This is a genomic window from Acidaminobacter sp. QWL-03 (assembly GCF_058683855.1).
In genome coordinates this window covers 3,542,252-3,565,319 of record NZ_CM178752.1, presented here as the reverse complement: position 1 = coordinate 3,565,319, position 23,068 = coordinate 3,542,252, and the positions used below count along the sequence as shown (strand labels likewise).

The window sequence follows — 23,068 nt, the reverse complement described above, 5'->3', positions numbered from 1 at the left end:
CATACCATATTTTTTCTGAGAAAGTATAAACAATTCCATGACAAATTACGGCAAAAAAAGAAGAGGGTGTTATTAAACACCTTCTTCCATTAGAAAGCCGCTTCTTTTAAATATTTCACTGCACGATCAGCCAACGAGGCACTTTTTCACAAGACCCTCATTGAATCTCCAACCTGGAGCTTCCCGCCCTTAATGACGATGGCGAATGCCGACATGGCCGTCAGCGGACAGACGCTTTTCTGCTGAAATAAGGCGCATTCAAAGTGACAGGGTTTTCCGACCTCAGTCAGCTCCAGCACCGCGTCTCCGGCCAAAAGCCGGTCACCTGGCCGCAGGAGGACGTAGTCCAAGGCTTCTGTGATCAGGTTGGCCGCATATTTTTCCAGGCATAGCCCGGCACCCTCCAAGGGGCTCAGGGCCTCCAAAGCCTCTGAAGCCACAAGACTGACTTGGCGGGATCCGCCGCTATGATAGTTGCCTTCCAGCCCGGTGTTCTCGATCAGCAGGACGGTTTCCCGGCTGACCATCGGCAGACCCTTTGAGGCCTTTGTCTGGATCTCTGTGACTCTCACAGAAAAGCCCCCCCTATTCTTCCGCCAGAACGAAATCGCCGGACTTCCCGCCGGACTTCTGAACCAGCCGGATGTCCTCAATCACCATGGTCCGGTCCATGGCCTTTACCATGTCATAGATGGTCAGCGCCGCCGTGGTCACCGCGCTGAGGGCCTCCATCTCCACCCCTGTTCTGCCGATGGTCTTGGCAACCGCCTCGATCTCAATTACCGAATGCGCTTCATCCGGTGTGAAAGTCATGTCAACGCCCGTCAGAAAGATAGGATGGCACATTGGCACCAGATCCGAAGTCCGCTTTGCCCCCATAATCCCTGCCACTTGGGCGACGGCGAGCACATCGCCCTTTTTGACGCCGCCGTTCATGATGCGCTCAAAGGTTTCCGGCAGCATGGTAATTCTGCCGCGTGCAGTGGCAATCCGGAGGGTTTCGCCTTTTTCTCCTACATCGACCATTTTGGCCCGTCCGCTTTCATTAATATGTGTCAGCACTGCGCAATCTCCTCCCAATCAGTTCTACTCAATGGTGATAATTTCTCCACACCCTTCGACGCCATAACCGCCGAGGGACAGCACTTTCTGCTTGAACACCTCTGATCTGAGGGCCTCAATGGCGCGCTGAACCGGAATTGCATCAAAGTGCGCCACTGCCACCAGAAAATCATAGGACTCGTCCCCTACCGGAATAAAATCCAGCCCAGACAGAGCAGCCGCTGAGCGAACGCCAAGGCCTGCATCTGCCGTTCCGGAAGCGACCGCAGAGGCTACCGCCATATGGGTCGTCATTTCCCGGTCATACCCTTGAATATCGTCAGAATCCATGTTCCTGATCTTTAGACTATGATCCAGAAGCAGCCGCGTCCCGGAGCCTTTCTGCCGGTTAATGAAGCGAAGGTCGCTGCGGGTCAGGTCTTCCAAGCCTTGAATCCCTTTAGGGTTCCCTTTTGGGAGCATTAATCCCTGTGTTCGTTTGACACCTTTGATCAGATAGCCACTGAAATTTGGAAACAGCTTTTTCACATAGGAGAGGTTATACTCGCCTGTCGCTTCATCCAGCAAGTGGATCGGCGCCAGGTGCGCCTCCCCTTTCACGACAGCCATGACGCCGCCGAGACTTCCCACGTGGGCGCTGGAGAGGCCGGCATCCGGCCACTGCGTATGGATCTGATCCGCCAGAAGGTCTATGACCAGGTCATGACTGCCTATGACCACGACCGTACTCTCAATTTCTTCAAGAGGCCTCAGAAGCCGCACCGGGACCTTCATCCCTGCCTCGAAGCCTTCGCTGTTTTGAGGGATTTCAAGCAAACCATCCGCGCGCACCAGGGACATGGTGACACCGGCACCGCGGTTCAGCGGGGTTGCGATCAACTGATCCCCAACCTTGCCCAGCTTCACGCGAACGACCTCAAGGTTCTTTAAAGAAGAGACCAGTCTTCTTGAGAGCACCGCTGCAGTGGTTGGCCTCTCCAGAGGGCGCTGGTGCTGCATGGTATACAGGAGTGGCTTGACAATGGTATCAAACACCACCCATGCAGAGACGGGGTAACCCGGGACGCCAATCACAGGAGCGTGCCCAATTTTGCCCAGGATCGCCGGCTTGCCGGGTTTAAGGGCGATGCCATGTACGAAGACTTCGCCTAATTCGGCTACAATCCGGGAGGTGAAGTCCTCCGTCCCGGCAGAGGAGCCTGCAATTATAATGACCATATCGCTGCTCTGGGCAGCTTTTCGAACAGTGTCCACCAGAAGCGGGTAGTCATCTGCCACAGGTGCCAGGCGAATAGCCTCGCCGCCGCACTGCTGAACAATCCCCTCAAATACCCTGGAATTGGACTCAATGATTTTTCCAATCTCCATGGGCTGTCCGGGCTCAATGATTTCTGTCCCAGTCGGCAAAATGGCCACACGCGGCCTGCGGATCACCTTGACCTCGTTGATGCCGCCGCTTAGGAGGGCACCCAAATCAATTGGCGTCACTTTATGATAAGCCGGCAAAATCAGTTCACCCGCGACAATGTCTTCGCCTACCGGCCGGACGTTGTCCCAAGGTGAAATTGCCGCTCTGATTTCTACTTGGTCCTCGCTCAAATCGACGAGATCCTCCACCATTATCACAGCATCCCATGGGTCCAGTATTGGATCCCCGGTATCGACAATAATGTAGTCTTTCCCCTTATTCAGCACTACAGGCCGCCGCTCGCTGGCCTCATAGGTCGAAGCTGCGTTCACCGCGATCCCATCCATGGCGCTGGCGTTGAACCAAGGCGCGGACAATGCAGCGAACACCGGTCCGGCTGTCACCCTGCCCAGTGCCTCCACGGTTGTCACAACCTCTTCACCCAGTGCTATTTCGCCGCTGGCACAGGCATTCGTATAGTGTGAAATGGCCTCATCCAGCGCCATATTGCTCAGATAGATATTCCTTTCGTGCTTCATTTGCCAACACCTCCGGTCAAATTTGGGTTTAAAACAGAATGACCTGCACGACTTCGCCCTGCAGGATCCCTTCCTGTTCCGGTTCGATCTGAATATAGCCGTCTGCTCTGCTCATCAATGAAATCATGCCCGACTTGCCGTGGACAGGGATGGCCGCCAAACTGCCTGATCTGCGCTCCAGGGAAACCATTTGGAAGGTTGTCCTGCCAGGTGCCGCATGAATGTTCGATGACGCGACTGCAGTCACCGTCCGAGTTCGAAGCAGGGATGCGAGTTTGTCGTTATGTAGGTTTTCGGAACCATCGGTTAAAATAAAAAGCGCTTCTCCTGTCAGTTTCTGCAGGAGCGGCTCAACGACCGCCTTGAAAATCATCATGGCCGAAGCGGGCTGACCGGGAAGGCCAAAGACAGGGACGCCGCCAACTCTTGCCACAACGGTTGGCTTCCCAGGCTTGATTGCCAGGCCATGAGCCAGGATTTCCGAGTCCTCGAAGGACTGGATCACCTTTTGCGTGTAATCCTTCTCACCTACGGAGCTGCCTCCCGAGAGCAGTACCAGGTCACTGTCCGCGAGCGCCTCAGCGACTGCCAATTTCAGCGCGTTAAAATCATCTTTCACGAGGACCGCACGTTTCACACATCCGCCTGCCCCTTCAATCAGCCCGGAAATGGTGTAGCTGTTGATGTCCCGTATTTGGCCGGGGGTTGGCTTTTCCCTTACGGGCACAATTTCATCCCCCGTCGACAGGACGCTGACCTGAAAAGGCGCAAACACCTGAACCCTGTCGATCCCAAGGGCCGACAAAACCCCAAGGTCCTGTGGCCTGAGTCTGGTACCGCGCCTCAGGACGATTTCACCGCTGGCCAGGTCATCTCCTTTCGACATCACATTCTCGAGTGGTGCCGATGGTCGATGGATCGCAATCTGACCAGCGCCAAAAAGCTCCGTGTACTCAATCATAACCACCGCATCCGCACCATCAGGCAGCGCACCTCCCGTGGGGACATAAATGGCTTCACCGGACTTAACAGACTGCAGCGCAGGCTTTCCCATTTCAACAGCGCCCACAAGATTCAGAAACCCCGGGATGCTCTCGCTGGCACCAAAGGTATCCTTGGCTCTCACCGCATAGCCGTCCACAACGGATCTTGTGAAATGCGGGACATCCTCAGCAGCTGTTTGATCTTCAGCAAGAATTCTGCCGAGTGCTTTCTCAAGGGGAAGACTTTCCTCACGCAGTGTGGTTTCCGTGAAGATTTCATTTAACTTTGCTGAAATTTCGCGTAGTGTCATGACGTTAAAAAGATCCAAAATCCATCACCTCGTGTAGTGTAGTTTATTGACGCCTTGCAGCATTGAAATTTCCAGTCGGCCCTCCTGGAGCCACAGCAGCTCTTTACAGCATCTTTGAGCTTGCTCTGCGCTGTGTGTCACCAGAATTATGGTCGCGCCGGTTTCTTTGTGATACTGCATCAGCCTGGACTCAAAGAGTTCCGTTGCCTGTCGGTCCAGGCTGGCGGCTGGCTCGTCCATAAGAAGAAGTCTGGGCTCAAAGACCAAGGCTCTTGCCAATGCCACCTTCTGGGCTTCTCCGCCGGAAAGCGTCGTCGCTTTTCGGTGGGAGAGTTCCGGAATTTCCATCCGTTCCAGGGCAAGCCTGACTCTTTTGTCCCGTTCCAGTCCTCTGACGCCCCTCACTTCAAGGGGCCAACCCACGTTGTCCTCAACCGTTGCGTTCATCATATATGCCTTTTGACTGAGATAAGTCGTTTCGGTAAACAGACCTTTATGCCAGGCGCGACCGTCGTAAAGAAACCTTCCATGATCCGGCTTTTCAAGACCTGCTGCCATTTTGAGCAGCGTTGTCTTACCGGCGCCATTCGGTCCCATCAGTCCGTACAGCCCGCCTGAAGGCAGTCTGAGATTTTCAATGTCAAATAAAAGCCGCTTTCCGTGGCGCTTGACCAGTGCTTCTATTCTGAGCTCCATCAGTTCTCCTCCCCAGCGGCGTGATAGACAAATGCATTCGCCAGAAAGGACAAGCTGAGAAGCACTATAGCCATTGCTATGGATTTTGCGTAATTGCCCATGCTGTTATTCATAGCTATATAGGTCGTCATGACCCGTGTATGGCCTTGAATATTACCGCCTACAATCATAACAGCCCCTACCTCTGAGACGGCCCGGCCAAATCCCGTGATGAAAGCCGCTATGAGTTCTGCTTTCAGCTCTTTCAGAAAGAGTCCGAGGATCGCCACATGACCGCCACCCAGGGTCTTCCCCAGCTCATAGACCTCTCTGCCCCTTTTGACGGTGACATTGAAGACAATGCCCGTCACAATAGGCGTGACCAGGATGACCTGGGCTATGACCATAGCCGTGGGGGTAAAAATCAGTTCCAGGGAACCCATAGGCCCGCGGCGGGAGAGCAGGATGGCCACCAGAAGTCCAACGACCACCGGCGGCAGTCCCATCATAGTATAAAGGATTCTGGCATAGAGACGTTTTCCACTAAACGCCTTGAGGCCTGTGTAAATGCCAATCACAGTTCCAAGAATACCCGCGATCAAGGCTGACAATGTCGAAACGACGAGGGACAAGCCTATGACGCTGTACACCTCTGGATCCATGGAGATCAACAGATTAAAAGCTTCCTTAAAACCATCAGCGATATAGTCCAATCTGTTTTCCCTCCTTTGCGAATAATACTGGTCGACAGGCCAAAGGTCGCCGTGGCCTTGGCCTGTTGCGTCTTAAGCCTGTCGAAATCATCTTCATAATTGCGGAAGAGGGGGTCGATAGGCGCAAGCCGCAGAGACCCTCTTCCTTTGTTTCATGGTGTAGCAGCGGTCCACAAGTCAAACTATTCCGCGTCCGGGAAGAACAGCGGCGCGCCAAACTTCTCCACGCCATATTCTCCAATCAGCGTCTGTACCTCATCTGAAACGATCCAATCAATGAAGGCCTGAGCTGCTTCTGCATTGATTTGTGGATTCTTGTCAGGATTGACAGCTATGACACCGTAAGGATTGAGCAGTCCATCCAGACCTTCCGTGACGATCTCAAGCTCCAGATTATCCTTCATGCTGAGATAAGTCGCCCGGTCAGTGAGCGTGTAAGCTTGAAGCTCGTCCGCCATTTGAAGAACGTCGCCCATCCCTTTGCCCGCTGACACGTACTGATCGCCGGATGGCGTCATGTCCGCCAATTTCCAAAGGCTGTTCTCTTTTTTGTGGGTGCCTGAGTCATCCCCTCTGGAAACAAAGGACGCGCCTTTGTCCATGATCTGTTTGAGGGCTTCGCCTGCATTCGCGAAGGATGCCCCTTTAAGTGCTGCAGGGTCTGCCGATGGTCCCACAACGACAAAATCGTTGTACATAACTGAGAACCGCTGTAGTCCATGACCATCAGCCACAAATTTTTCTTCATCTGCCTTAGCATGAACCAACAGGACATCCGCTTCTCCGTCGACGCCCATCTGAATCGCCGCACCGGAACCCACGGCAACCACTTTGACTTCAGCACCGGTTTTAGCCTCGAAATCCGGAAGGATGAACTCCAGAAGACCGCTGTCCTGGGTACTCGTCGTGGTAGAAAGAATCAGGGTCTGACCCTCCAGGGAAGGAAGCGTCGTTTCAGCTGGCGATTCAGCAGGTGTCTCGGCAGGTGTCTCGGCTGGCACTTCCGCCGGGGACGACTGGCTGCAGCCCGCGCCAAACAGGATGAGCCACAAGAGCAGCATTGTCAGCAACATGGTGTTGATTGATTTTTTTGACTTTGACCAAATTTTCTTTTTCATTTGATTGCCTCCTAGATTTTGGGGATAAAAAAACATCCTCAAAAAAAGGACGCCCGAAGTCAGATCTTTTAAGTACACGAATGTCATAGTCACGCAGTGTTGGCGTCTTTTGACTCCGCGAGTCACGTCGCCTATGTAATGACCTGTCCTTAAAAGTTCGTATAGGGCTTTTTCCTTTCCTCAAGTGGGAGGCCCCAGAATTTCTCCTGTGACCCGGCGGCTGAATGCCATGACACAACCTGTCAGTCCGAATGTTTCAGGTTTGACCGTATGCTTTAGGCTATTCAGCTCGAAAAAAGCGCATTAAGTTGTGAACCGCTGTTTTCAGTATAGCATGCCATAAATCCGCCTACAATGCGAATTTTGCGTCAATTCAGTTTTATGAGCACAAAAGCAACTTTTATGATATAATGCTAAGTTGTACAAATAATGAATTGAGGAAGATGCATTGTGATTACAGTATCCAACGTCAGTCTGCGTTTTGGCGAGCGCAAGCTCTTTGAAGACGTCAACTTAAAATTTATTCCCGGCAACTGTTATGGTGTCATAGGCGCAAACGGCGCCGGAAAGAGTACCTTTCTAAAGATCCTGTCCGGCGACCTCGAGCCTAATACCGGCGAAGTTATTGTCGCGTCCGGCACAAGACTGTCTGTCCTGAAACAGGACCACTTTGAATTTGACCAGAACGAAGTCATGGAAACGGTCATTCTCGGCAATCCGCGGCTTAGCGAGGTCATGAAAGAAAAAGACGCAATTTACATGAAAGAAGATTTCACTGACGAAGACGGTATGCGCGCCGCTGAGCTCGAGCACGAATTTGCCGAAATGGGTGGTTGGGAAGCTGAGTCAGAAGCCTCATCCCTGCTTCAAGGTTTGGGCATCACAACGGACATGCACTACAAAAAAATGTCCGAGCTCATGGGCTCCGAAAAAGTCAAGGTTTTGCTTGCGCAGGCTCTGTTCGGCAAGCCTGGCGTCCTGATCCTGGACGAGCCTACCAACAACCTCGACATCCAGTCCATCAATTGGCTGGAGGATTTCCTGATCGACTTCGAAGGTACCGTCATAGTCGTTTCCCACGACCGGCACTTCTTGAACAAAGTCTGTACCCATGTGACAGACGTCGACTTTGGGAAGATCAAGATGTTTGTGGGCAACTATGATTTCTGGTATGAATCCAGCCAATTGGCGCTTCAGATGTCCAAGGACCAAAATAAGAAAAAAGAAGAAAAGATCAAGCAGCTTCAGGATTTTATCACACGGTTCAGCGCCAACGCCTCAAAATCGAAACAGGCAACTTCCAGGAAAAAACTTTTGGATAAGATTACGCTGGATGATATTCAGCCTTCCACAAGACGTTATCCGTTTGTAGGTTTCAAACCTGACCGCGAGGTTGGCAATGACATTCTGATTGTCGAAGATCTCTCCAAGTCCATCGACGGCGAGCTCATGTTTAAGGATGTCAGCTTTACCGTACGTAAGGGTGACAAGATCGCGTTTGTCGGTGACAACGAGCTGGTCAACACCGTCCTTTTCAAAGTCCTGATGGGCGAGCTCGAGCCCGACAGCGGTACGATCAAATGGGGTGTCACCATTACAAAGTCCTATTTTCCAAAAGACAACTCGGAGTTCTTCAATGATGTCGATCTGAATCTCGTGGATTGGCTCAGACAATACTCCGTGGAAAAAGACGCAACGTATATCCGCGGCTTCCTGGGACGCATGCTGTTTTCAGGCGAAGAGGCGCTCAAATCCGCTACAGTGCTTTCCGGCGGCGAGCGCGTGCGCTGCATGCTCTCCCGAATGATGCTTTCGGGTGCAAATGTCCTGGTCCTTGACCAACCGACAAACCACTTGGATCTCGAATCCATCACCGCCCTCAACAACGGCTTGGGCGCTTACAGCAGCAACATTCTATTGTCCTCCCACGACCATGAGCTCATCCAAACTGTGGCCAACCGCATTATTGAACTCTCCCCTGCAGGTATGGTTGACAGATTGATGACCTTCGACGAATATCTCGAGAGTAAAGGTAAATAAAAAGCTTCATCAATAGAAAATTGGTTTTAACTGCAGCCGACTTCCGTCTGCAGTTCGATCCAATTTTCTTTTTTGTGGATCTGATCTTAGGGGCACAATGTTACAGGCCTTTTTGCCGGTCTTGAAACCATCGGCAAAATTCATGCTCTGGCATAAAGATCAGTACCACTTGCCCTGCTCAACCTGTTATAATTAGAATAGTTCTGAGCGTGGAGGGGTAAAAGTGAACCAGTTGAGATTAGACCAAGTAACGGATTATATGCATCAAACCCAAATGGAACAATTACTTATTTCTGATCCCGCTTCCATTTTTTATCTAACTGGAGAATGGATTCATCCGGGTGAAAGAATGCTCGTACTCTATCTGAATTTGAGCGGTGAGAAGCGTTTATTTGTCAATGGGCTCTTCCCAATTCAGGTGAAAGATGCTTCAGGCCTTCAAATTACCTATTTCAGCGACACGGATGACAACATTTCTCTGCTCGCTGAGTTTATGACAGACGAAGGCGACATAGGGGTGGATAAAACCTGGCCGGCGCGCTTTTTGCTGCCGCTTATGGAAAAGCTTCCGCATGCTGCTTTTATCAATGGCTCTCAGGCTGTGGATTCAGTTCGGCTGATCAAAGATGTCGACGAGCAGGCACTGATGAGAAAAGCCTCTGAACTGAATGATCAGGCTATGAACGTTCTGGCCTCCTCTGTCGAGGAGGGATGCACCGAGCTTGAACTCAGCCGCCTTTTGAAGGAAACCTATAGGGTATTAGGTACGGATGGTATTTCTTTTACACCCATCATTGCCTTTGGCGCCAACGCAGCACTGCCGCATCACGATACAGGAAATGCAATGATTCAGCCGGGGGCGTCTGTCATTTGCGATATAGGTTGTATCAAAGACGACTATTGCTCGGATATGACCCGGACGTTTTTCTACAAAACCGTCTCTGAAAAGGCCCGCCAGGTTTACGACCTTGTGCATCAGGCCAACCTTGCTGCCATTGCTGCGGTTCGCCCCGGCGCCCGGTTCTGTGATGTCGATGCTGCGGCGCGACAGGTCATCGAAGCCGGTGGGTATGGGGCTTACTTTACGCATCGTACCGGTCATTCCATTGGCATTGAAGTCCACGAGTTCGGGGATGTCTCCTCCGTCAATACCGCACGCCTCGAGCCGGGCATGGTATTTTCCATTGAACCGGGAATCTATCTCCAAAACGAATTTGGCGTTCGGATTGAGGACCTGGTCCTTGTCACAGAAACCGGATGCGACGTCTTGAATCATTTCACAAAAGCACTGACCGTCATTGGTTAAACTGCGCATCAGCGCTGGTCCCAGTACAGACTATCATTTTTGGAGGCGACATATATGAATAAGATCAAACATTATGCCCCGCTGGCAGGCGGAATAGCTTTAGTGGTCTTCGGCATTATTTACTTGTTCCAGGGCGATTACGTCAAGGCCGGCGCAGGTATTCTTGTTGGGTTTATCCTCGCCTCTCCCTTCTTTTTTGGACGCCCTCGCTAAATTTTAGCGAGCGGCTAATAAATCCCCTAAAGATGATTGAACCACCCATTTAAAAAGGATGCTTAGTTTTCAGAGAAAACCAGGCACCCTTTTTTATTGGCATAATAAAGTATAATTCTTTTTTACTAAACCTCTCAAGCTATGATTTGAGCATGTTGTTAAGACTGGAACACCCTCTCGCGGAGCTGCCCTGGAACAATCAGCGCTATGACTGTATAGAGCTCGAGACGCCCAATCAGCATGAGGAAAGATAACAGCAACTTGGATGGATCACTGAAATTTGCGTAGGTCTGTGTTGGTCCAACGAAGTCAAAACCAGGACCAATATTGCCGATAGACGCAGCAACTGCGCTCGCCGCACTGACCAAACCATGCCCTTCCAGTGAAATTAAAACCGTTCCGCCTACGAATGCCACAATGTAAAGTGCAAAAAAACTCGCGATACTCACATTTATGTCACCGGACAACGCTTTGCCTCCAATGCGGATTGGGAGCATAGCTCTAGGATGGTAAATCTTTGAAATTTCTCGTCTGATCAGTTTAAACAAAAATAGAATCCTGATGATTTTGATGCCGCCACCCGTGGAGCCCGCGCTGGCACCGGTAAACATCAATAAAAACAATATGCTTTTGCTGAAATCCGGCCATAAATCAAAGTTTGCGGTCGCATAGCCTGTTGTTGTAATTATGGAACTTACCTGGAAAAAAGCATCTCGAAGAGCGATCCATCCACTATCATAAATACTGAATGTAAGATTCAAGGTAATAGCCAGCGTCGCCAATGAAATAATGCCAAGATATAATCTCAGCTCCTCATTATGTAAAACCTCTTGCCATTTGCCTTTAAAAGCCTTGTAATATAGTGAAAAGTTCACGCCGCTGAACATCATGAAAAATGCGATGACAAGGTGGATATAGGTGCTGTTGAAGGCCCCTACGCTGGCATTTCTGGTCGAGAATCCGCCTGTGCCGACAGTACCAAAGGTATGCAGTGCCGATTCATATAACGACATGCCGCCCAGTTTGAGGAGAATGATTTCTATGAGCGTTATCACAATATAAGTGGTATAGAGTATGACGGCCGTATCCTTCATTCGAGGTGCAATTTTATCTGCCGTTGGACCGGGGGATTCCGCTTTGAACAAATGAAAGGTTCCAGAGCCGAGGGTCGGCATAAAAGCCACTGTAAAAATCAGGATCCCCATACCGCCAATCCAGTGTGTCAGTGAACGCCAAAACAGTAAACCTTTCGGCAGAATTTCAATATCCGTCACAACTGTGGACCCAGTTGTTGTAAAGCCCGACACGACTTCGAAAAAGGCGTCTACAAAATTTAGCGTACCAGATAACACAAATGGCAAGGCGCCAAAAATTGAGAACACCACCCAGCCCAGTGTCACAATGGACAATCCTTCGCGGACCTTCATCTTTTGCTTATTTACCTGAATTCTGCTCATGACAAAACCTGCCGTCATTGTAAATGCCACTGTAATCACAAAGGCCATGAGATCGGGGTCACCGAGCCCCAGCGCGATCATCAAAGACGGCATCATGAGAGCAGATTCAAGAAACAGAAGATTTCCTAGGACCTTTAGTACGATTCCATAATTCACGGAGAAGACCTCCATCATTTGGTCGAATAAATTTTTGAAGTGCTTCCACAGAGGTATTCAAACTGAAAATAACAAGCCGGTCACCTGCATAAATAACTGTTTCGCCATTCGGAATGACCACTTGATGATTGTGCAGGATCGCGCCAATAATAATACCTTTTGGCAATCTCAAATCTTTAATTTTTTCATTCACGCAGTCGAGATTGTCATTAACGATTACCTCGACAACCTCCGCTTGGCGTTCCAACAGCATGGTTACAGAGACGATTAAACCGCCCCGGACATATTTCAGAACTTCACTGACTGTGATATCAATGGGATTTAATGAAAAATCGATATTCAGCTTGTCAATCAGGTTCACATAACTCGAGCGTGAGATCTTCGCAATGGTTTTGTCAACGCCCTCCTGCTTCGCCATGATTGCCATGAGGAGGTTCTGCTCGTCATATCCCGTTGCCCCTACAAAGGCGTCCATTTGAGCCAGCGACTCCTCTTCGAGTAGCTGAAGGTCGGTGCCGTCTCCATGGATCACGACAGCTTCCGGAAGTTTGTTGCTCAAATAGAAACACCGGTCACGATCCTGCTCGACTATGACGACGTTGACATTGTTTTGAAGCAGCTGACTGCCAAGATAGAACCCAATATTACCGCCGCCAAAAATCATGACATCTTTCACCGGCCGTACATCCAGACAAAGCTTGAAACGCTTGACAAACTCATTCAAGCGATGTGTTTTCCCAATGATATAAAGCAAATCATCAGGCTTGAGTACGGTTGTGCCGTCAGGAATCAGGATCGTGCCTTCCCGTTTGATGGCAGTGATCAAGAGTCCTTCAAAATTGACGAGGTCCATGATTTTTTTTCCGATCAAATCCTGAAGCTGGTTGACTTTAATATCCATCATGGTGACTTTGCCCTTGGCATAGTCACCTGTATGGAAATGATAACCCTTCATTAAAAACCTCAGCATTTCATGAGCTGTTGCCAGATCAGGGTTGACAATATGATCTATGCCCATGTCCACAGTCAAATATTCTTTTTGTCTGATATATTCAGGATTTCGGATTCTGGCAATAGTCCGCTTGACCCCAAGCTTTTTTGCAATTGAGCAAATGATAGTGTTGGCCTCATCAATCCCCGTCACTGCGATCATCATGTCATAGGTTTGAATGCTCAGATCTCTTAAGGTCTCCATGTCGAGACCATTTCCCAGGACTGCCAGGACATCCAGGTGGTCCTGAACGCGTTCAACGGTTTTGGGATTAGTGTCGACCAGGGTAATGTCGATTTGTTCGTTCATCATGGTTTCGGCAAGCCGGTAACCTAGTTTTCCGGCACCTATGATCATGATTTTCATGAGAGCCCTCACCTTTCCGAATTATACTTGAAGGCTGCAGAACATAATTTCTGCAGCCTGAGTCAATTTTCTTATTTTGTTGACAGTCACTGAGTAGATGAAATCATTTTACCATACAGCCATACCAGTGTCCAACGATTACAGCGCCATTTTATAAATTCCTTTGACATCTGCTGCCTCAAGCTTTTTGTATCCCCCCAGAGCACCAAAGAGAGTGGCTTTTTCTGTCATGAGATCGAGCTGATCTGCCGGCAAGCCTGCCTCCTTAAAAGATTTTGGCAATCCCATATCAGAGAGGAATGCCTCAAATCTTCGAATCCCTTCATTGGCAAGCTCTGCCGGATCAGTGAATGCCTCGCGCGAGACCCCAAAGACGCGCTGGGCAAATTGTACAAACTTATCAGGCCTTTCAGCAGACACGTATTTCATCCATGCCGGGAAAATAATCGCAAGCGTCACGCCATGAGTCGTTCCATACAAAGCCGTGATTTCGTGGGCGATCCTGTGACTTGCCCAATCCTCCAAACGACCAACACCCAGGATGCCGTTGTGGGCCACTGTTCCCGCAAGCATTATTTCCGCCCGCGCGTCATAATCATTCGGATTGTTTCGAAGCTTGTAAGCGTTCTCAATGGTCGCTTTCATAACGCCTTCACACATCAGGTCTGTCACATCCACTGGAGTGGTCGTTGTAAAGTAACGTTCGAAGACATGGGACAATATGTCCATGATCCCCGCAAAGGTTTGCTCCTCCGGAAGGGTCAGCGTCAGCTCCGGATTCAAAATGGCAAATGCCGGTCGAATCAAGTCTGACTTCACACCGCGTTTCATCAGACCTTCCTCTTTAGTTACAACAGAATTTGGACTGGTCTCGCTGCCGGTCGCGGGAATCGTCAATATGACGCCTATTGGCACGCACGAACTTGGTTGGGCTTTTCCCACAAAAAAGTCCCAGATATCGCCTTCATAATTCACGCCAATACCAATGGCCTTTGCAGAATCAATGACACTGCCGCCGCCAACTGCCAGGATCAGATCCACTTGATGTTCACGACAAAGCGTGATCCCCTCTCTGACAAGGGTAAGCTTTGGATTGGGCTCTACCCCGCCAAGTTCGACAACCTTGACCTGCTTTTCCTTTAAGATGCTCTGGACCTGATCATACAGACCGCTTCTCTTAATGCTCCCTCCGCCATAATGAAACAGCACTGTCTTTACCTCTGGCGCAATTTGTTTTCCTAATTTGTCAACGGCATCATTCCCGAAAATGACAGACGTCGGACTGTAATATTTGAAATTCAACATGGATTTTGTCTCTCCTTTATTGTGTGTTGATCCCGTTTAATCTACACCTGGAATCATCAGTGTGTTGATGTGCTGTGCCGAACTGGAAATCCATTTCAATTCTGCTTCAATTTTACCATGAACGTCATTGCAGAAGCAACGCTTCAAAAAAAGCGGAAGAGCAGACCTTGAACTGTCGGTCTCCTCTTCCCCGTCATTTTATGAACACAAATTAGTCAAAACTATAAACCATCAGAAACTTTTCCACCATGACCGCTTTACCGGCTTCATCCATGACTTCCACTTCACCAAAAACCCAATTTTCGAGCTTTGCAGGGTCAACGCCCGCCTGAATGAGTGGCTCCGGATTCAGGACAAAGACGAGATCTTTATCATTGGTTTCCAGCGTTTTTGCCCACTCCAACATATTACCGTCACCTAGGCTGATGCCGAAGTGATCCATGGGCGCATGATAGCCTATGGACTTTCTGTAACCCTTCACCCATTGTTCAAAGGTCTTTGCAATGGTGTCACCAGGTGCGCCGCCCAACGGTGTATCCCCCAGGCTGCCGACTACAGATAATCGATTGGTCGCTGGATCAAAGCTATAGCGGTCTTCAGACAACAGAGACGGATTTAAACCCGCGTTTATGAACGGTGCCGCATCCACCTCAATGGCGATGTCCAGATCAGCCTCAGCGCTCTTTCCGAGCACAAACACGGCGGCTTCGGACGCTTGAAGACGCCAATACGCCACATCCCCAATATCTGCTGTCTGAATTTGTACTGCCTCTTTGTTCGCCATGGCTTCAAATGATGTCACCGCTGAGCTGGCAACCACGTCTGTGGAACCGCATCCGGTCAATATTAACGAAGCGGTAATAACAAAAACACTGCTGAATAAAACTCTCTTTTTCATTGAACTTCCCCCAGAATTGGATTTTGATAAGACTGACTGACAGGCTGTTTGTTTTCAAAATGTGTCGAGCCCCACTGCCAGCTGCAACTCCGAGTATACCGTTTAATTGTGGAGATTTAATGGTTCTATAGGGAGTCTGATCACAATTTGCGTGCCGCAGCCAAGACCAGGGCTTTTAATTTCAATTTTTCCGCCGTGGGCCTCGACAATGGTCTTGCTGATTGTCAGCCCTATCCCCGCACCGCCGGTGCCCCGGCTTCTGGATGGATCCACGCGGTAGAATCGTTCAAAGACAAAGGCTAAGTCTTTCTCGGCAATCCCCACTCCGGTGTCCGTCACCTGAAGGAGAGCTGCACCGCCTTCTCTACGACAATCAATCTCAATGCTGCCGCCTTCGGGGGTGAACTTTATACTATTGGCAAGAATATTAACGAGGACTTGGCTGATCTTGTCGCGGTCGCCGCTCAAGACCATCGGCTGATCCTCGCTTTTTATGCTCTTGACTTTCAAATCGATGGATTTTAAAGCTGCCTGATTTCGGTGAAGTTCTGCCTGCTGTAGCACGAGTTCCGCCAAATCAAAGGGCTTCTTCTGCAGGAGGCTCATATCCTGCTCCACCCGGGAAAGCTGCTCCAGGTCGCCCACCAGTCGCTGAAGCCGCTTGATTTCCTCGTGACACAGGGAGAGTCTGTATTCATCCGGCTTGAAGATCCCGTCCAGCATGCCTTCAAGATGGATTTGCACCGTCGAAAGCGGCGTTCTCAGCTCATGGGCGACATCCGAGGTCAGTCTTTTTCTCAGAATAGCCTGCTGCTCAAGGGTCTGCGCCAAATGATCCACACTCTTTGTCATAGTGTCTATCTCCAAGGTGTGCGTACGCACTTCCACACTGCCTATGCGCTCGTCATAATGCCCCTCAGCTATGCGCTGCGTTGCTGCTGTGACACGCAGAATTGGCCGCGTGAGCCTTTTGGATATCAGGATCGCCACACCTGCAGCTGTCAGGAAACTGATGATCCCAGCCGCCAGCAAAATCCGATTCAAAGTATGCAGAAACTTGAGGTCCGACTCCAAATAAAAATAGGGTCCAAAGAATCCAATCTCAACCACGCCGACCTTCTGTCCGTCGACCATCAGCGGGTAGGGCACTTCAACATATTCTCCCTGCCACTGTGGATAGCGCGAACGCATATTCTCCGAAATCTGATTGAGCATGAGATCACACATCATGTGGTCCATGGCGCGTGCGCTGAAAATTTCTTTCCCGCCTAAATTTTCAACCCGGAGAATCAGTCCCTCCCCCAAAGCGCTCATGCCGATGGTCTCAATCAGCGCCACATTCCATTCATCCTCAGACTGATACAACTTCTCGATCTGATCGACAATCTCCAAATGTCTGCTATCGATTTTACGCGTCACATAATCCTGAAATTGCTGTTCCAGAAATAAATTGGACAACAGACTGATCAGTCCAACCGCGATCAGCGCAATGGTTATATGGGATACGACCATTCGAGTTCTAAGCTTCGTTACAAGTCTGTTCAATCCACATCACCGCCAAAACGGTACCCAATACCGTGAACTGTCCTGATATACTGAGGGGCTTTCGAATCTGTTTCAATTTTTTGCCTGATGTTTTTAATGTGGGAATCCACGCCTCTGTCAAAGCCGTCATAATCACTGCCCAAAGCAATTTCAATCAGCTCAGCACGCGTGAAGACCTTTCTGGGATAGCAGGCTAATGCCAGTAGTATTTTGTACTCATTGGGCGTCAATGAGACCTTGTTGCCGGATTTCCATATTTCATGGGCGAGCGTGTCTATAACCAGGTCGCCGTTCTGATAGGACATGCGGTTCGAAAGCAGCGTTGGATCCTCCGAGCTCCGTCTGAGCAGCGCGGCGATCCTGGCCACAAGCTGTCTGGGGCTGAAAGGTTTGGTCACATAATCGTCTGCGCCGAGTCCAAGCCCGCTCAGCAGATCTTCTTCCTGAGATTTGGCTGTGAGCATAATGATGGGGACACGGGACCATTTGCGGATGGCCGTACATACTTCTTCGCCCGGGAGATCGGGCAGCATGAGGTCCAGGAGGATCAGCGCCGGCTCTTCACGACGCGCCAAATCTATTCCTCTGGTTCCATTGTGGGCTGTAATGACGTCATAGCCACTCGCTGCGAGATACTCCCTGATAACCTCTGCCAGGCTCGCCTCATCTTCAATTAGCAGGATTTTAGTCTTTCGCGTCATTAACATTTCACTCCTTTGCCCATCACCATTGCCACGCCTTGACTGAACCGCGTTCAGTTCGAATTGCTCAATGAATCCACTACCAAAATCTCACTGCGAATCATCCCCATCCAGCAAGAGAATGGAAATACACCCGCTTGCTCCGGAACAAAGTCGATCCAGTTGTCTCCAACCATTAATGGCTTTTGAATATTAAACTCAGGGATCTGCACCGCATCATTGCATCCATTAAGTGAGCCCTCTGCGGCCTTTATATTAAACCTGACCGGAATGCCCTTTTGCACGACAATGGGTTCATAGTATCCGGGATGAAGGTCAATTGTGACGGTTTGAACACCATCTTTCACCACAGCAATTTGTCCATAGTCCTCAAGGGTTTCCATTTCGGTTTCAGTCATGCCTGGATTAAATGAGATGCCTGCAAGACTAAGTCCTCTGCCAGTCATAATGACACCAAGCGCAATAACCATTATGGCACTCAATCTGAACAATTTCTGTGATACCGACCTGCTGATCAACGTACTCAAAAATCCCATTCCAAACATCAATGGTACTGTACCCAAACTGAAGGCAAGCATAGACAGCGCCCCCGCTGCGAAGCTGCCCGTACCCAAGGTGTATAACTGCATGGACTGCAGCGGTCCGCAGGGCATAAAGCCATTGAGTAGGCCTACCAGAAAGGGTTTATGAGATCGATTATGTCGAATAAGTCCGTTTTTTATGAAAGCGGGCGGACGCGGTATCAGTTTTCCAGCCCAGGAACCTGCGCCCATCAAATTAAGCCCCATCAGAATCATGAAAGCCCCGGCAAAAATGGTTACAAAGCCCTTTGCGCTGTTGTCAAAGCCAACGACTTGTCCCAGCATCCCAACAATACCACCAAGGATAGTATAAGACACGACGCGACCCGCATTATACTGCAGGCTGGGTTTCATTGCAGCGCTGTGACTGCCTTGATGCAACACTCGATCCTCACGTTGAATGCACTGCGATAAGTTAATGCCTCCACACATTGCGATACAATGAACGGAGGTCATCAAACCCACGAGAAAAATTATGCCATAGCTCGCTTCGGAGGTAATTTCAGGGATGAGTGTCAATCCTGAAATTTTTTGAAGCATCCAAAATAGTACAAAGATTAATAGTACTAAGATGATCCCTTGTCCATTTTTCCAAACTTCATTTTGGGTCTCATTACTTTCACTATGTTCGCGCAGCGTACTGCCTCTTTGGTTTCCGGCGGAGATTACTTTGTATCCGACAGCTGCAATTCTATTTTTGATTTTGTCATCCGTCGTTTGTCCAACAATGTAAACAATCTCGACGCTTCCCTTTTGACGGTCTGCCTGCACTGAAAAGACGCCCGGCAGTCCGCCCAAAGCACTTTCAATTCTGATTTCACAGGCACTGCAGGTCATGCCGTCCACTCTTAAACTTAGCTTTTTCTCATGTTGGCCCATGCGCTCACTCCATCAACACCATAGTCTGCCGTTCTTATTAGCTTTGCGATAACGAGTGAATCCACGCTATCAATTTTGTTAGTATTGGCAGATCATAATACTATCAAAGATCTATGGAGATTATGTGGAGGCGGTTAGGTTTGCACCCAAACTAATATTCAAAGATCTGGTATTCATGGTCCAGCAGATTTAAGGTGAGCAGTCTGCCAATCAACGGTTCTCCTTTTTTTATCAACAATTTCAAAGTTTCGCTGACCTGAATGGAGGCCACAAGGGCTGGTGTGAAGGCAGGATTCCCGAGTTCAGTTTCAATGCCCTTCTCTGCAGTTTCAGGGTACAGTTTTGAGAAGACACCGGATCCAGGCATGATTGTCGTCACCTGACCATACCATCCCGCTATGGCACCGTGAATCAAAGGTATTTCAGAAATTGAACAAGCTTTCTCCAGAATTCTGCGCGTCGAAATATTATCCAACGCATCCACAACCACATCATGACCGGCAACCAACGCCACTGCGTTATCTTCTCTTAAAAAGACTGCTTTGGCGAATACTTCGACTTCTGAGTTGACTTTTTGAATTCGAGACTTTGCAGCCTCTGCCTTGGAGGATCCTATCAGCGCTTCTTCAGACAATAACTGACGGTTTAGGTTTGTTTCGTCAAAAACGTCTCCGTCAATGGCCGTAATGTTGCCTACGCCCAAACGAGACAGCATTTCAATAATATAACCACCCAATCCTCCGCATCCCACGACACAGACCTTTTTCTCCTTCAAAGCTGTGATCTCATCTTGTGTCATTAGTTTCATGTTTCTTTGATAACGCTTCTCCATACCTTATCATGCCCCCGATCTCTATTATCTGCTTCTATTGGCTATCCGCCGGCCAGCATATGAATGGCCTTTACATCATCTCCGTCATGAATAGACGTCGACTCGTATTTATCAACCGGTACAAATACACCATTGATTTTGACTACAATTTTCGCAAAGATATAGTTTTTCTCTTTCAGCATACTTGCTACCGTCATGCCTTCCGACCATGCCATAGGCTTGCCGTTGACCTGAATCATCCTTCTCACCTCTCTACTCTCTTCAGTGTACCTTTGAATATTCGTTCCTACAATAGTATTTCCATGCACCAAAACAAAAAGAGGCGATCGCTCGCCTCTTTAAGGGTTTGAGTTTAAACTTGAAGCGGCGTGACCACCTCAAGCACCTCAGGCAGGTCCATGCCAATCTCTCTGAGATACGCTGCTGTAGGGACGCCCTCAGCAGTCCAGCCCCGGCGCTTGTAAACCGCGTCCGTCAGCTTTTCATACTGGTCCTGTCGATACGCCCGCACTATGGCAATCTTCTCTTCCACCGACTTATCTGCCGGGTCCACCCCAATGAGTTCTTTCATCTGCTGATCATACCGTTCCTGCCTGGACAGGTACTCCTGCGCTGTCACCGGACCCATGGACCGGTACGGCATGGCGTCATGAACGCGCAGGCCTTTGCCCATCCGGATGTTGAAGACCCGCTGAAAATTGTAGACCCGCTCAGATTGACGAATCAGCTCGTGCTTGTCAATGGAAGCCCCCGTGACCCCATTGTAAAGGTCCACGTAGTTCTGTACGTGCTCTGGGATCTTCGCCGGCTCGTCTGTCATGCCATTGTTCGCCGGCGTCGTATCATTCCACGGCAGCTTACAAAGACCCATCAGGCCAAACCACGTCCGGAACATTGGGAAGTAGTGCAGTGCCTCTGCCTTATCCTCAAAGGTCGGGATCTGGTTGTTGACCATATCCATGAAGATCAGCCAGGCTTCATCGTGCTGTGGTCCTTTGTTGGTCAGGCCATAGCCCCCCTGCTGTGCCAGGGATTCCTTTGGCAGGTATTCGGAGACCTCAAGGCCCTTCTGCTCCATGCCAATATCCTCAAGGAACGCCCGGTCCGCCCCAATTTCCTCCGCGAAGTACTGCTTCAGGTGTCTGACCCCAAGACCTATGTGATACCCAAAGCCTTCTCCCCTGGACATCTGGTGCAGCAGCTCCAGCTGCGCCATGGCATTTCCAAAGGTCAGCTCAAGACCGCCGGTATGGGTTTTGTCAATGATCCCGCGCTCATAGCACTCCATGGCAAAAGCCGTAATGGTGCCAAAGGAGATGGTATCCACGCCGTAGGTATCACAGTAGAAATTGGCTTCCAGAATGATTTCCGGATCAAAGATCCCGCAGTTGGAGCCAAGACCCGCCGCGTTTTCGTATTCCGGTCCGTCTATGGTCACCTTATGGCCTTTGTAGGGTCCTGTCTTCAGTTCAAAATGATCTGCCGTCTTGGCGCAGGAGAGCGAGCACCCATACCAGCATCCGTCCGGCATCCCCTGGGTTATGTATTTCTCGATAAAGACATTGGAGGCGATCTTATGGGTATCCGGGTGACTGCCGTACTGATAGTTGTGGGTCGGCAGCAGATCATAGGCATCCATGACCTCTATGATGTTGGCCGTGCCAATCTGACGCATACGGCACTGGGCATCATCCAGGTCGTGGATCTGACGGTGGAGCTTGATCCCCGCCTTGTTGATCCGGCTTTGGTCTGCCGGCTTATTGAGATTGCCTTTGGTGCCCCGAAAGCGTATGACGACCGCCTTGATCTTCTTGTCCCTGAAGACCCGGCCTATGCCGCCGCGTCCCGCCTGCTTCAGCCTGGCTGCCTGACGCCGGAGGTCGTAAAACGAGAAGTTGAGGAGGCCTATATTGGCATGCTCCGCTGCCGTTCCGGCGCAAATCACTGAAATGTTTTTCTTGTCTTCCTCATCCTCTGCGTACATCTCCGTCAGCTGCTCTGCCACCACATGGCCGTCCACCGCCTCCAGAGGCGCTTCTTCTATGGTCACCCGGCCGCTGTTGCCGTCTATGAAAATGACGACGTCCTTTTCAGACTTGCCGCTGATCTCCAGGGCATCATACCCGGAGAATTTCAGGTAGGGACCAAAGTACCCGCCGACGTTGGAATCAATGGGCATGTCCGTCATGGGCGAAATGGTGCAGACCAGGGATTTTCCCGAACCGGGATACTGGGTGATGCCGCAGACCGGCCCCCCTGCCACAATGATGGCATTTTCCGGATCGTTCCATCTGGTCGACGGTTTCACCGCATCCCACAGCAGCTTCAGGCCATAGCCCTTGCCGCCTATAAACTTTTCCCGTACCAGGGCGGGAACCTCTCTGGCTTCCACCCGGTTCTCTCCCAGCCGGATATGTAAGGATCTGTCTGTATAGCCCCGCTCCACTGGCGCGGGCTCATAATCGAACGCTGTCAGCAGCGTCCGCGCTTCTTTCATGGCTTTGATCTCCACTGAGTGCCCTCCTGTCTGTTTGAATTCTGCTGTTACTACGGCGCTCACGCCTTACTTGAAAAAGGTCACTTTTTCGAGGGGCGCTTGCGCAGCGTCCTTGTCAATGTAGAGCGCCTCTGCCGGACACACGCCGGCGCAGATGCCGCAGGCCACACATTTGAACGGCTCCTGGAACTCATCGTGCTGCATCATGACGGAGGCATCGCAGAAGCCCACGCACATCAGGCAGCCCACACATTTTTTCTTGTCGATGCGCACCACGCCCAGGGCGTCTCTTTTGATGGCCATAACCGGACAAATATCAATGCAGAAGCCGCACTGATTGCAGACGTGAATCCGCTTGTCCTGACCGTGCTCGGTAATTCGGATCGCGGATTTTTCACGGTCCTTCACTTTAAAATAGGCGTTTGAGCAAGCCATCTCACAAGCGCTGCAGGCTATGCACCGCTCTTCTATCTTTTGCAGAATTTTCAAACC

The 23,068-nt window shown here is 50.1% G+C and carries 21 protein-coding genes and 1 riboswitch; of the genes, 3 read left to right on the top strand and 18 right to left on the bottom strand.

The genetic code is table 11. The features are described 5' to 3' along the window. Window positions 1–146: 146 nt before the first annotated feature. The 7 genes from AC4PHM_RS16460 to AC4PHM_RS16430 form a co-directional block, all read right to left on the bottom strand. Complete coding sequence (locus AC4PHM_RS16460) at window positions 147–572, bottom strand: MOSC domain-containing protein (RefSeq protein ID WP_492018806.1); 426 nt, start codon at window positions 570–572, stop codon at window positions 147–149. Window positions 573–585: 13 nt separating this feature from the next. Beyond that, window positions 586–1,062, bottom strand: a complete 477-nt coding sequence (moaC, locus tag AC4PHM_RS16455; RefSeq protein ID WP_492018805.1) for a cyclic pyranopterin monophosphate synthase MoaC — start codon at window positions 1,060–1,062, stop codon at window positions 586–588. Between the two features lie 24 nt (window positions 1,063–1,086). Then, a complete protein-coding gene (locus AC4PHM_RS16450; protein ID WP_492018804.1) occupies window positions 1,087–3,009 on the bottom strand; it encodes a molybdopterin biosynthesis protein in 1,923 nt (640 codons plus the stop codon). Between the two features lie 28 nt (window positions 3,010–3,037). Beyond that, window positions 3,038–4,321, bottom strand: a complete 1,284-nt coding sequence (locus tag AC4PHM_RS16445; RefSeq protein ID WP_492018803.1) for a molybdopterin molybdotransferase MoeA — start codon at window positions 4,319–4,321, stop codon at window positions 3,038–3,040. A 6-nt stretch (window positions 4,322–4,327) separates the two neighbouring features. Further along, window positions 4,328–4,999 (bottom strand): ATP-binding cassette domain-containing protein, encoded by a 672-nt coding sequence (locus tag AC4PHM_RS16440; RefSeq protein WP_492018802.1) that lies wholly within the window; start codon window positions 4,997–4,999, stop codon window positions 4,328–4,330. Then, window positions 4,999–5,691 (bottom strand): ABC transporter permease, encoded by a 693-nt coding sequence (locus tag AC4PHM_RS16435; RefSeq protein ID WP_492018801.1) that lies wholly within the window; start codon window positions 5,689–5,691, stop codon window positions 4,999–5,001. The genes AC4PHM_RS16440 and AC4PHM_RS16435 overlap by 1 nt, the downstream gene beginning before the upstream one ends. Window positions 5,692–5,873: 182 nt before the next feature. Further along, window positions 5,874–6,809, bottom strand: coding sequence for an ABC transporter substrate-binding protein (locus AC4PHM_RS16430; protein ID WP_492018800.1), 936 nt, complete (start codon window positions 6,807–6,809; stop codon window positions 5,874–5,876). A 155-nt stretch (window positions 6,810–6,964) separates the two neighbouring features. Continuing rightward, window positions 6,965–7,116, bottom strand: a riboswitch (molybdenum cofactor riboswitch). A 143-nt stretch (window positions 7,117–7,259) separates the two neighbouring features. On the opposite strand from AC4PHM_RS16430, the gene AC4PHM_RS16425 reads away from it, so the two are divergent. From AC4PHM_RS16425 to AC4PHM_RS16415, 3 genes are all read left to right on the top strand, one after another. Continuing rightward, complete coding sequence (locus AC4PHM_RS16425) at window positions 7,260–8,849, top strand: ABC-F family ATP-binding cassette domain-containing protein (protein ID WP_492018799.1); 1,590 nt, start codon at window positions 7,260–7,262, stop codon at window positions 8,847–8,849. A 223-nt stretch (window positions 8,850–9,072) separates the two neighbouring features. Beyond that, entirely contained in the window at window positions 9,073–10,155 is a 1,083-nt protein-coding gene (locus tag AC4PHM_RS16420) for a M24 family metallopeptidase (RefSeq protein ID WP_492018798.1), read from the top strand. A gap of 54 nt (window positions 10,156–10,209) precedes the next feature. After that, window positions 10,210–10,368 carry a hypothetical protein gene (locus AC4PHM_RS16415; RefSeq protein WP_492018797.1) on the top strand — a complete coding sequence of 53 codons (159 nt, stop codon included), beginning with the start codon at window positions 10,210–10,212 and terminating at the stop codon, window positions 10,366–10,368. A gap of 158 nt (window positions 10,369–10,526) precedes the next feature. Here the strand turns inward: AC4PHM_RS16415 and AC4PHM_RS16410 are convergent, their stop codons facing one another. From AC4PHM_RS16410 to AC4PHM_RS16360, 11 genes are all read right to left on the bottom strand, one after another. Beyond that, window positions 10,527–11,981 carry a TrkH family potassium uptake protein gene (locus AC4PHM_RS16410; protein WP_492018796.1) on the bottom strand — a complete coding sequence of 485 codons (1,455 nt, stop codon included), beginning with the start codon at window positions 11,979–11,981 and terminating at the stop codon, window positions 10,527–10,529. Next, entirely contained in the window at window positions 11,932–13,338 is a 1,407-nt protein-coding gene (gene trkA / locus AC4PHM_RS16405) for a Trk system potassium transporter TrkA (protein WP_492018795.1), read from the bottom strand. The genes AC4PHM_RS16410 and trkA overlap by 50 nt, the downstream gene beginning before the upstream one ends. Before the next feature lie 138 nt (window positions 13,339–13,476). After that, a complete protein-coding gene (locus tag AC4PHM_RS16400; RefSeq protein WP_492018794.1) occupies window positions 13,477–14,643 on the bottom strand; it encodes an iron-containing alcohol dehydrogenase in 1,167 nt (388 codons plus the stop codon). Between the two features lie 211 nt (window positions 14,644–14,854). After that, window positions 14,855–15,541, bottom strand: coding sequence for a hypothetical protein (locus tag AC4PHM_RS16395; protein ID WP_492018793.1), 687 nt, complete (start codon window positions 15,539–15,541; stop codon window positions 14,855–14,857). A gap of 102 nt (window positions 15,542–15,643) precedes the next feature. After that, window positions 15,644–17,086, bottom strand: a complete 1,443-nt coding sequence (locus AC4PHM_RS16390) for a sensor histidine kinase (protein ID WP_492018792.1) — start codon at window positions 17,084–17,086, stop codon at window positions 15,644–15,646. Next, window positions 17,083–17,787 carry a response regulator gene (locus AC4PHM_RS16385; protein WP_492018791.1) on the bottom strand — a complete coding sequence of 235 codons (705 nt, stop codon included), beginning with the start codon at window positions 17,785–17,787 and terminating at the stop codon, window positions 17,083–17,085. The genes AC4PHM_RS16390 and AC4PHM_RS16385 overlap by 4 nt, the downstream gene beginning before the upstream one ends. 53 nt (window positions 17,788–17,840) lie before the next feature. Next, window positions 17,841–19,247, bottom strand: coding sequence for an urease accessory protein UreH domain-containing protein (locus AC4PHM_RS16380; RefSeq protein ID WP_492018790.1), 1,407 nt, complete (start codon window positions 19,245–19,247; stop codon window positions 17,841–17,843). 151 nt (window positions 19,248–19,398) lie between these two features. Continuing rightward, on the bottom strand, window positions 19,399–20,079 hold the full coding sequence (locus tag AC4PHM_RS16375) for a HesA/MoeB/ThiF family protein (RefSeq protein WP_492018789.1): 681 nt from the start codon (window positions 20,077–20,079) through the stop codon (window positions 19,399–19,401). Window positions 20,080–20,120: 41 nt separating this feature from the next. Beyond that, a complete protein-coding gene (thiS, locus tag AC4PHM_RS16370; RefSeq protein ID WP_492020530.1) occupies window positions 20,121–20,318 on the bottom strand; it encodes a sulfur carrier protein ThiS in 198 nt (65 codons plus the stop codon). A 113-nt stretch (window positions 20,319–20,431) separates the two neighbouring features. Beyond that, window positions 20,432–22,591, bottom strand: a complete 2,160-nt coding sequence (locus AC4PHM_RS16365) for an aldehyde ferredoxin oxidoreductase family protein (RefSeq protein WP_492018788.1) — start codon at window positions 22,589–22,591, stop codon at window positions 20,432–20,434. Between the two features lie 51 nt (window positions 22,592–22,642). Next, the gene (locus AC4PHM_RS16360) at window positions 22,643–23,065 is read right to left on the bottom strand and encodes a 4Fe-4S binding protein (RefSeq protein WP_492018787.1); all 423 of its coding nucleotides are present in this window, start codon (window positions 23,063–23,065) and stop codon (window positions 22,643–22,645) included. Window positions 23,066–23,068: the final 3 nt, after the last annotated feature.

Coding starts and splice junctions, on each gene's coding strand:
- AC4PHM_RS16450 (WP_492018804.1), bottom strand. CDS start 3,009: ATGAAGCACGAAAGGAATATCTATCTGAGCAATATGGCGCTGGATGAG.
- AC4PHM_RS16440 (WP_492018802.1), bottom strand. CDS start 4,999: ATGGAGCTCAGAATAGAAGCACTGGTCAAGCGCCACGGAAAGCGGCTT.
- AC4PHM_RS16430 (WP_492018800.1), bottom strand. CDS start 6,809: ATGAAAAAGAAAATTTGGTCAAAGTCAAAAAAATCAATCAACACCATG.
- AC4PHM_RS16415 (WP_492018797.1), top strand. CDS start 10,210: ATGAATAAGATCAAACATTATGCCCCGCTGGCAGGCGGAATAGCTTTA.
- trkA (WP_492018795.1), bottom strand. CDS start 13,338: ATGAAAATCATGATCATAGGTGCCGGAAAACTAGGTTACCGGCTTGCC.
- AC4PHM_RS16400 (WP_492018794.1), bottom strand. CDS start 14,643: ATGTTGAATTTCAAATATTACAGTCCGACGTCTGTCATTTTCGGGAAT.
- AC4PHM_RS16395 (WP_492018793.1), bottom strand. CDS start 15,541: ATGAAAAAGAGAGTTTTATTCAGCAGTGTTTTTGTTATTACCGCTTCG.
- AC4PHM_RS16385 (WP_492018791.1), bottom strand. CDS start 17,787: ATGACGCGAAAGACTAAAATCCTGCTAATTGAAGATGAGGCGAGCCTG.
- AC4PHM_RS16380 (WP_492018790.1), bottom strand. CDS start 19,247: ATGGGCCAACATGAGAAAAAGCTAAGTTTAAGAGTGGACGGCATGACC.
- AC4PHM_RS16375 (WP_492018789.1), bottom strand. CDS start 20,079: ATGGAGAAGCGTTATCAAAGAAACATGAAACTAATGACACAAGATGAG.
- thiS (WP_492020530.1), bottom strand. CDS start 20,318: ATGATTCAGGTCAACGGCAAGCCTATGGCATGGTCGGAAGGCATGACG.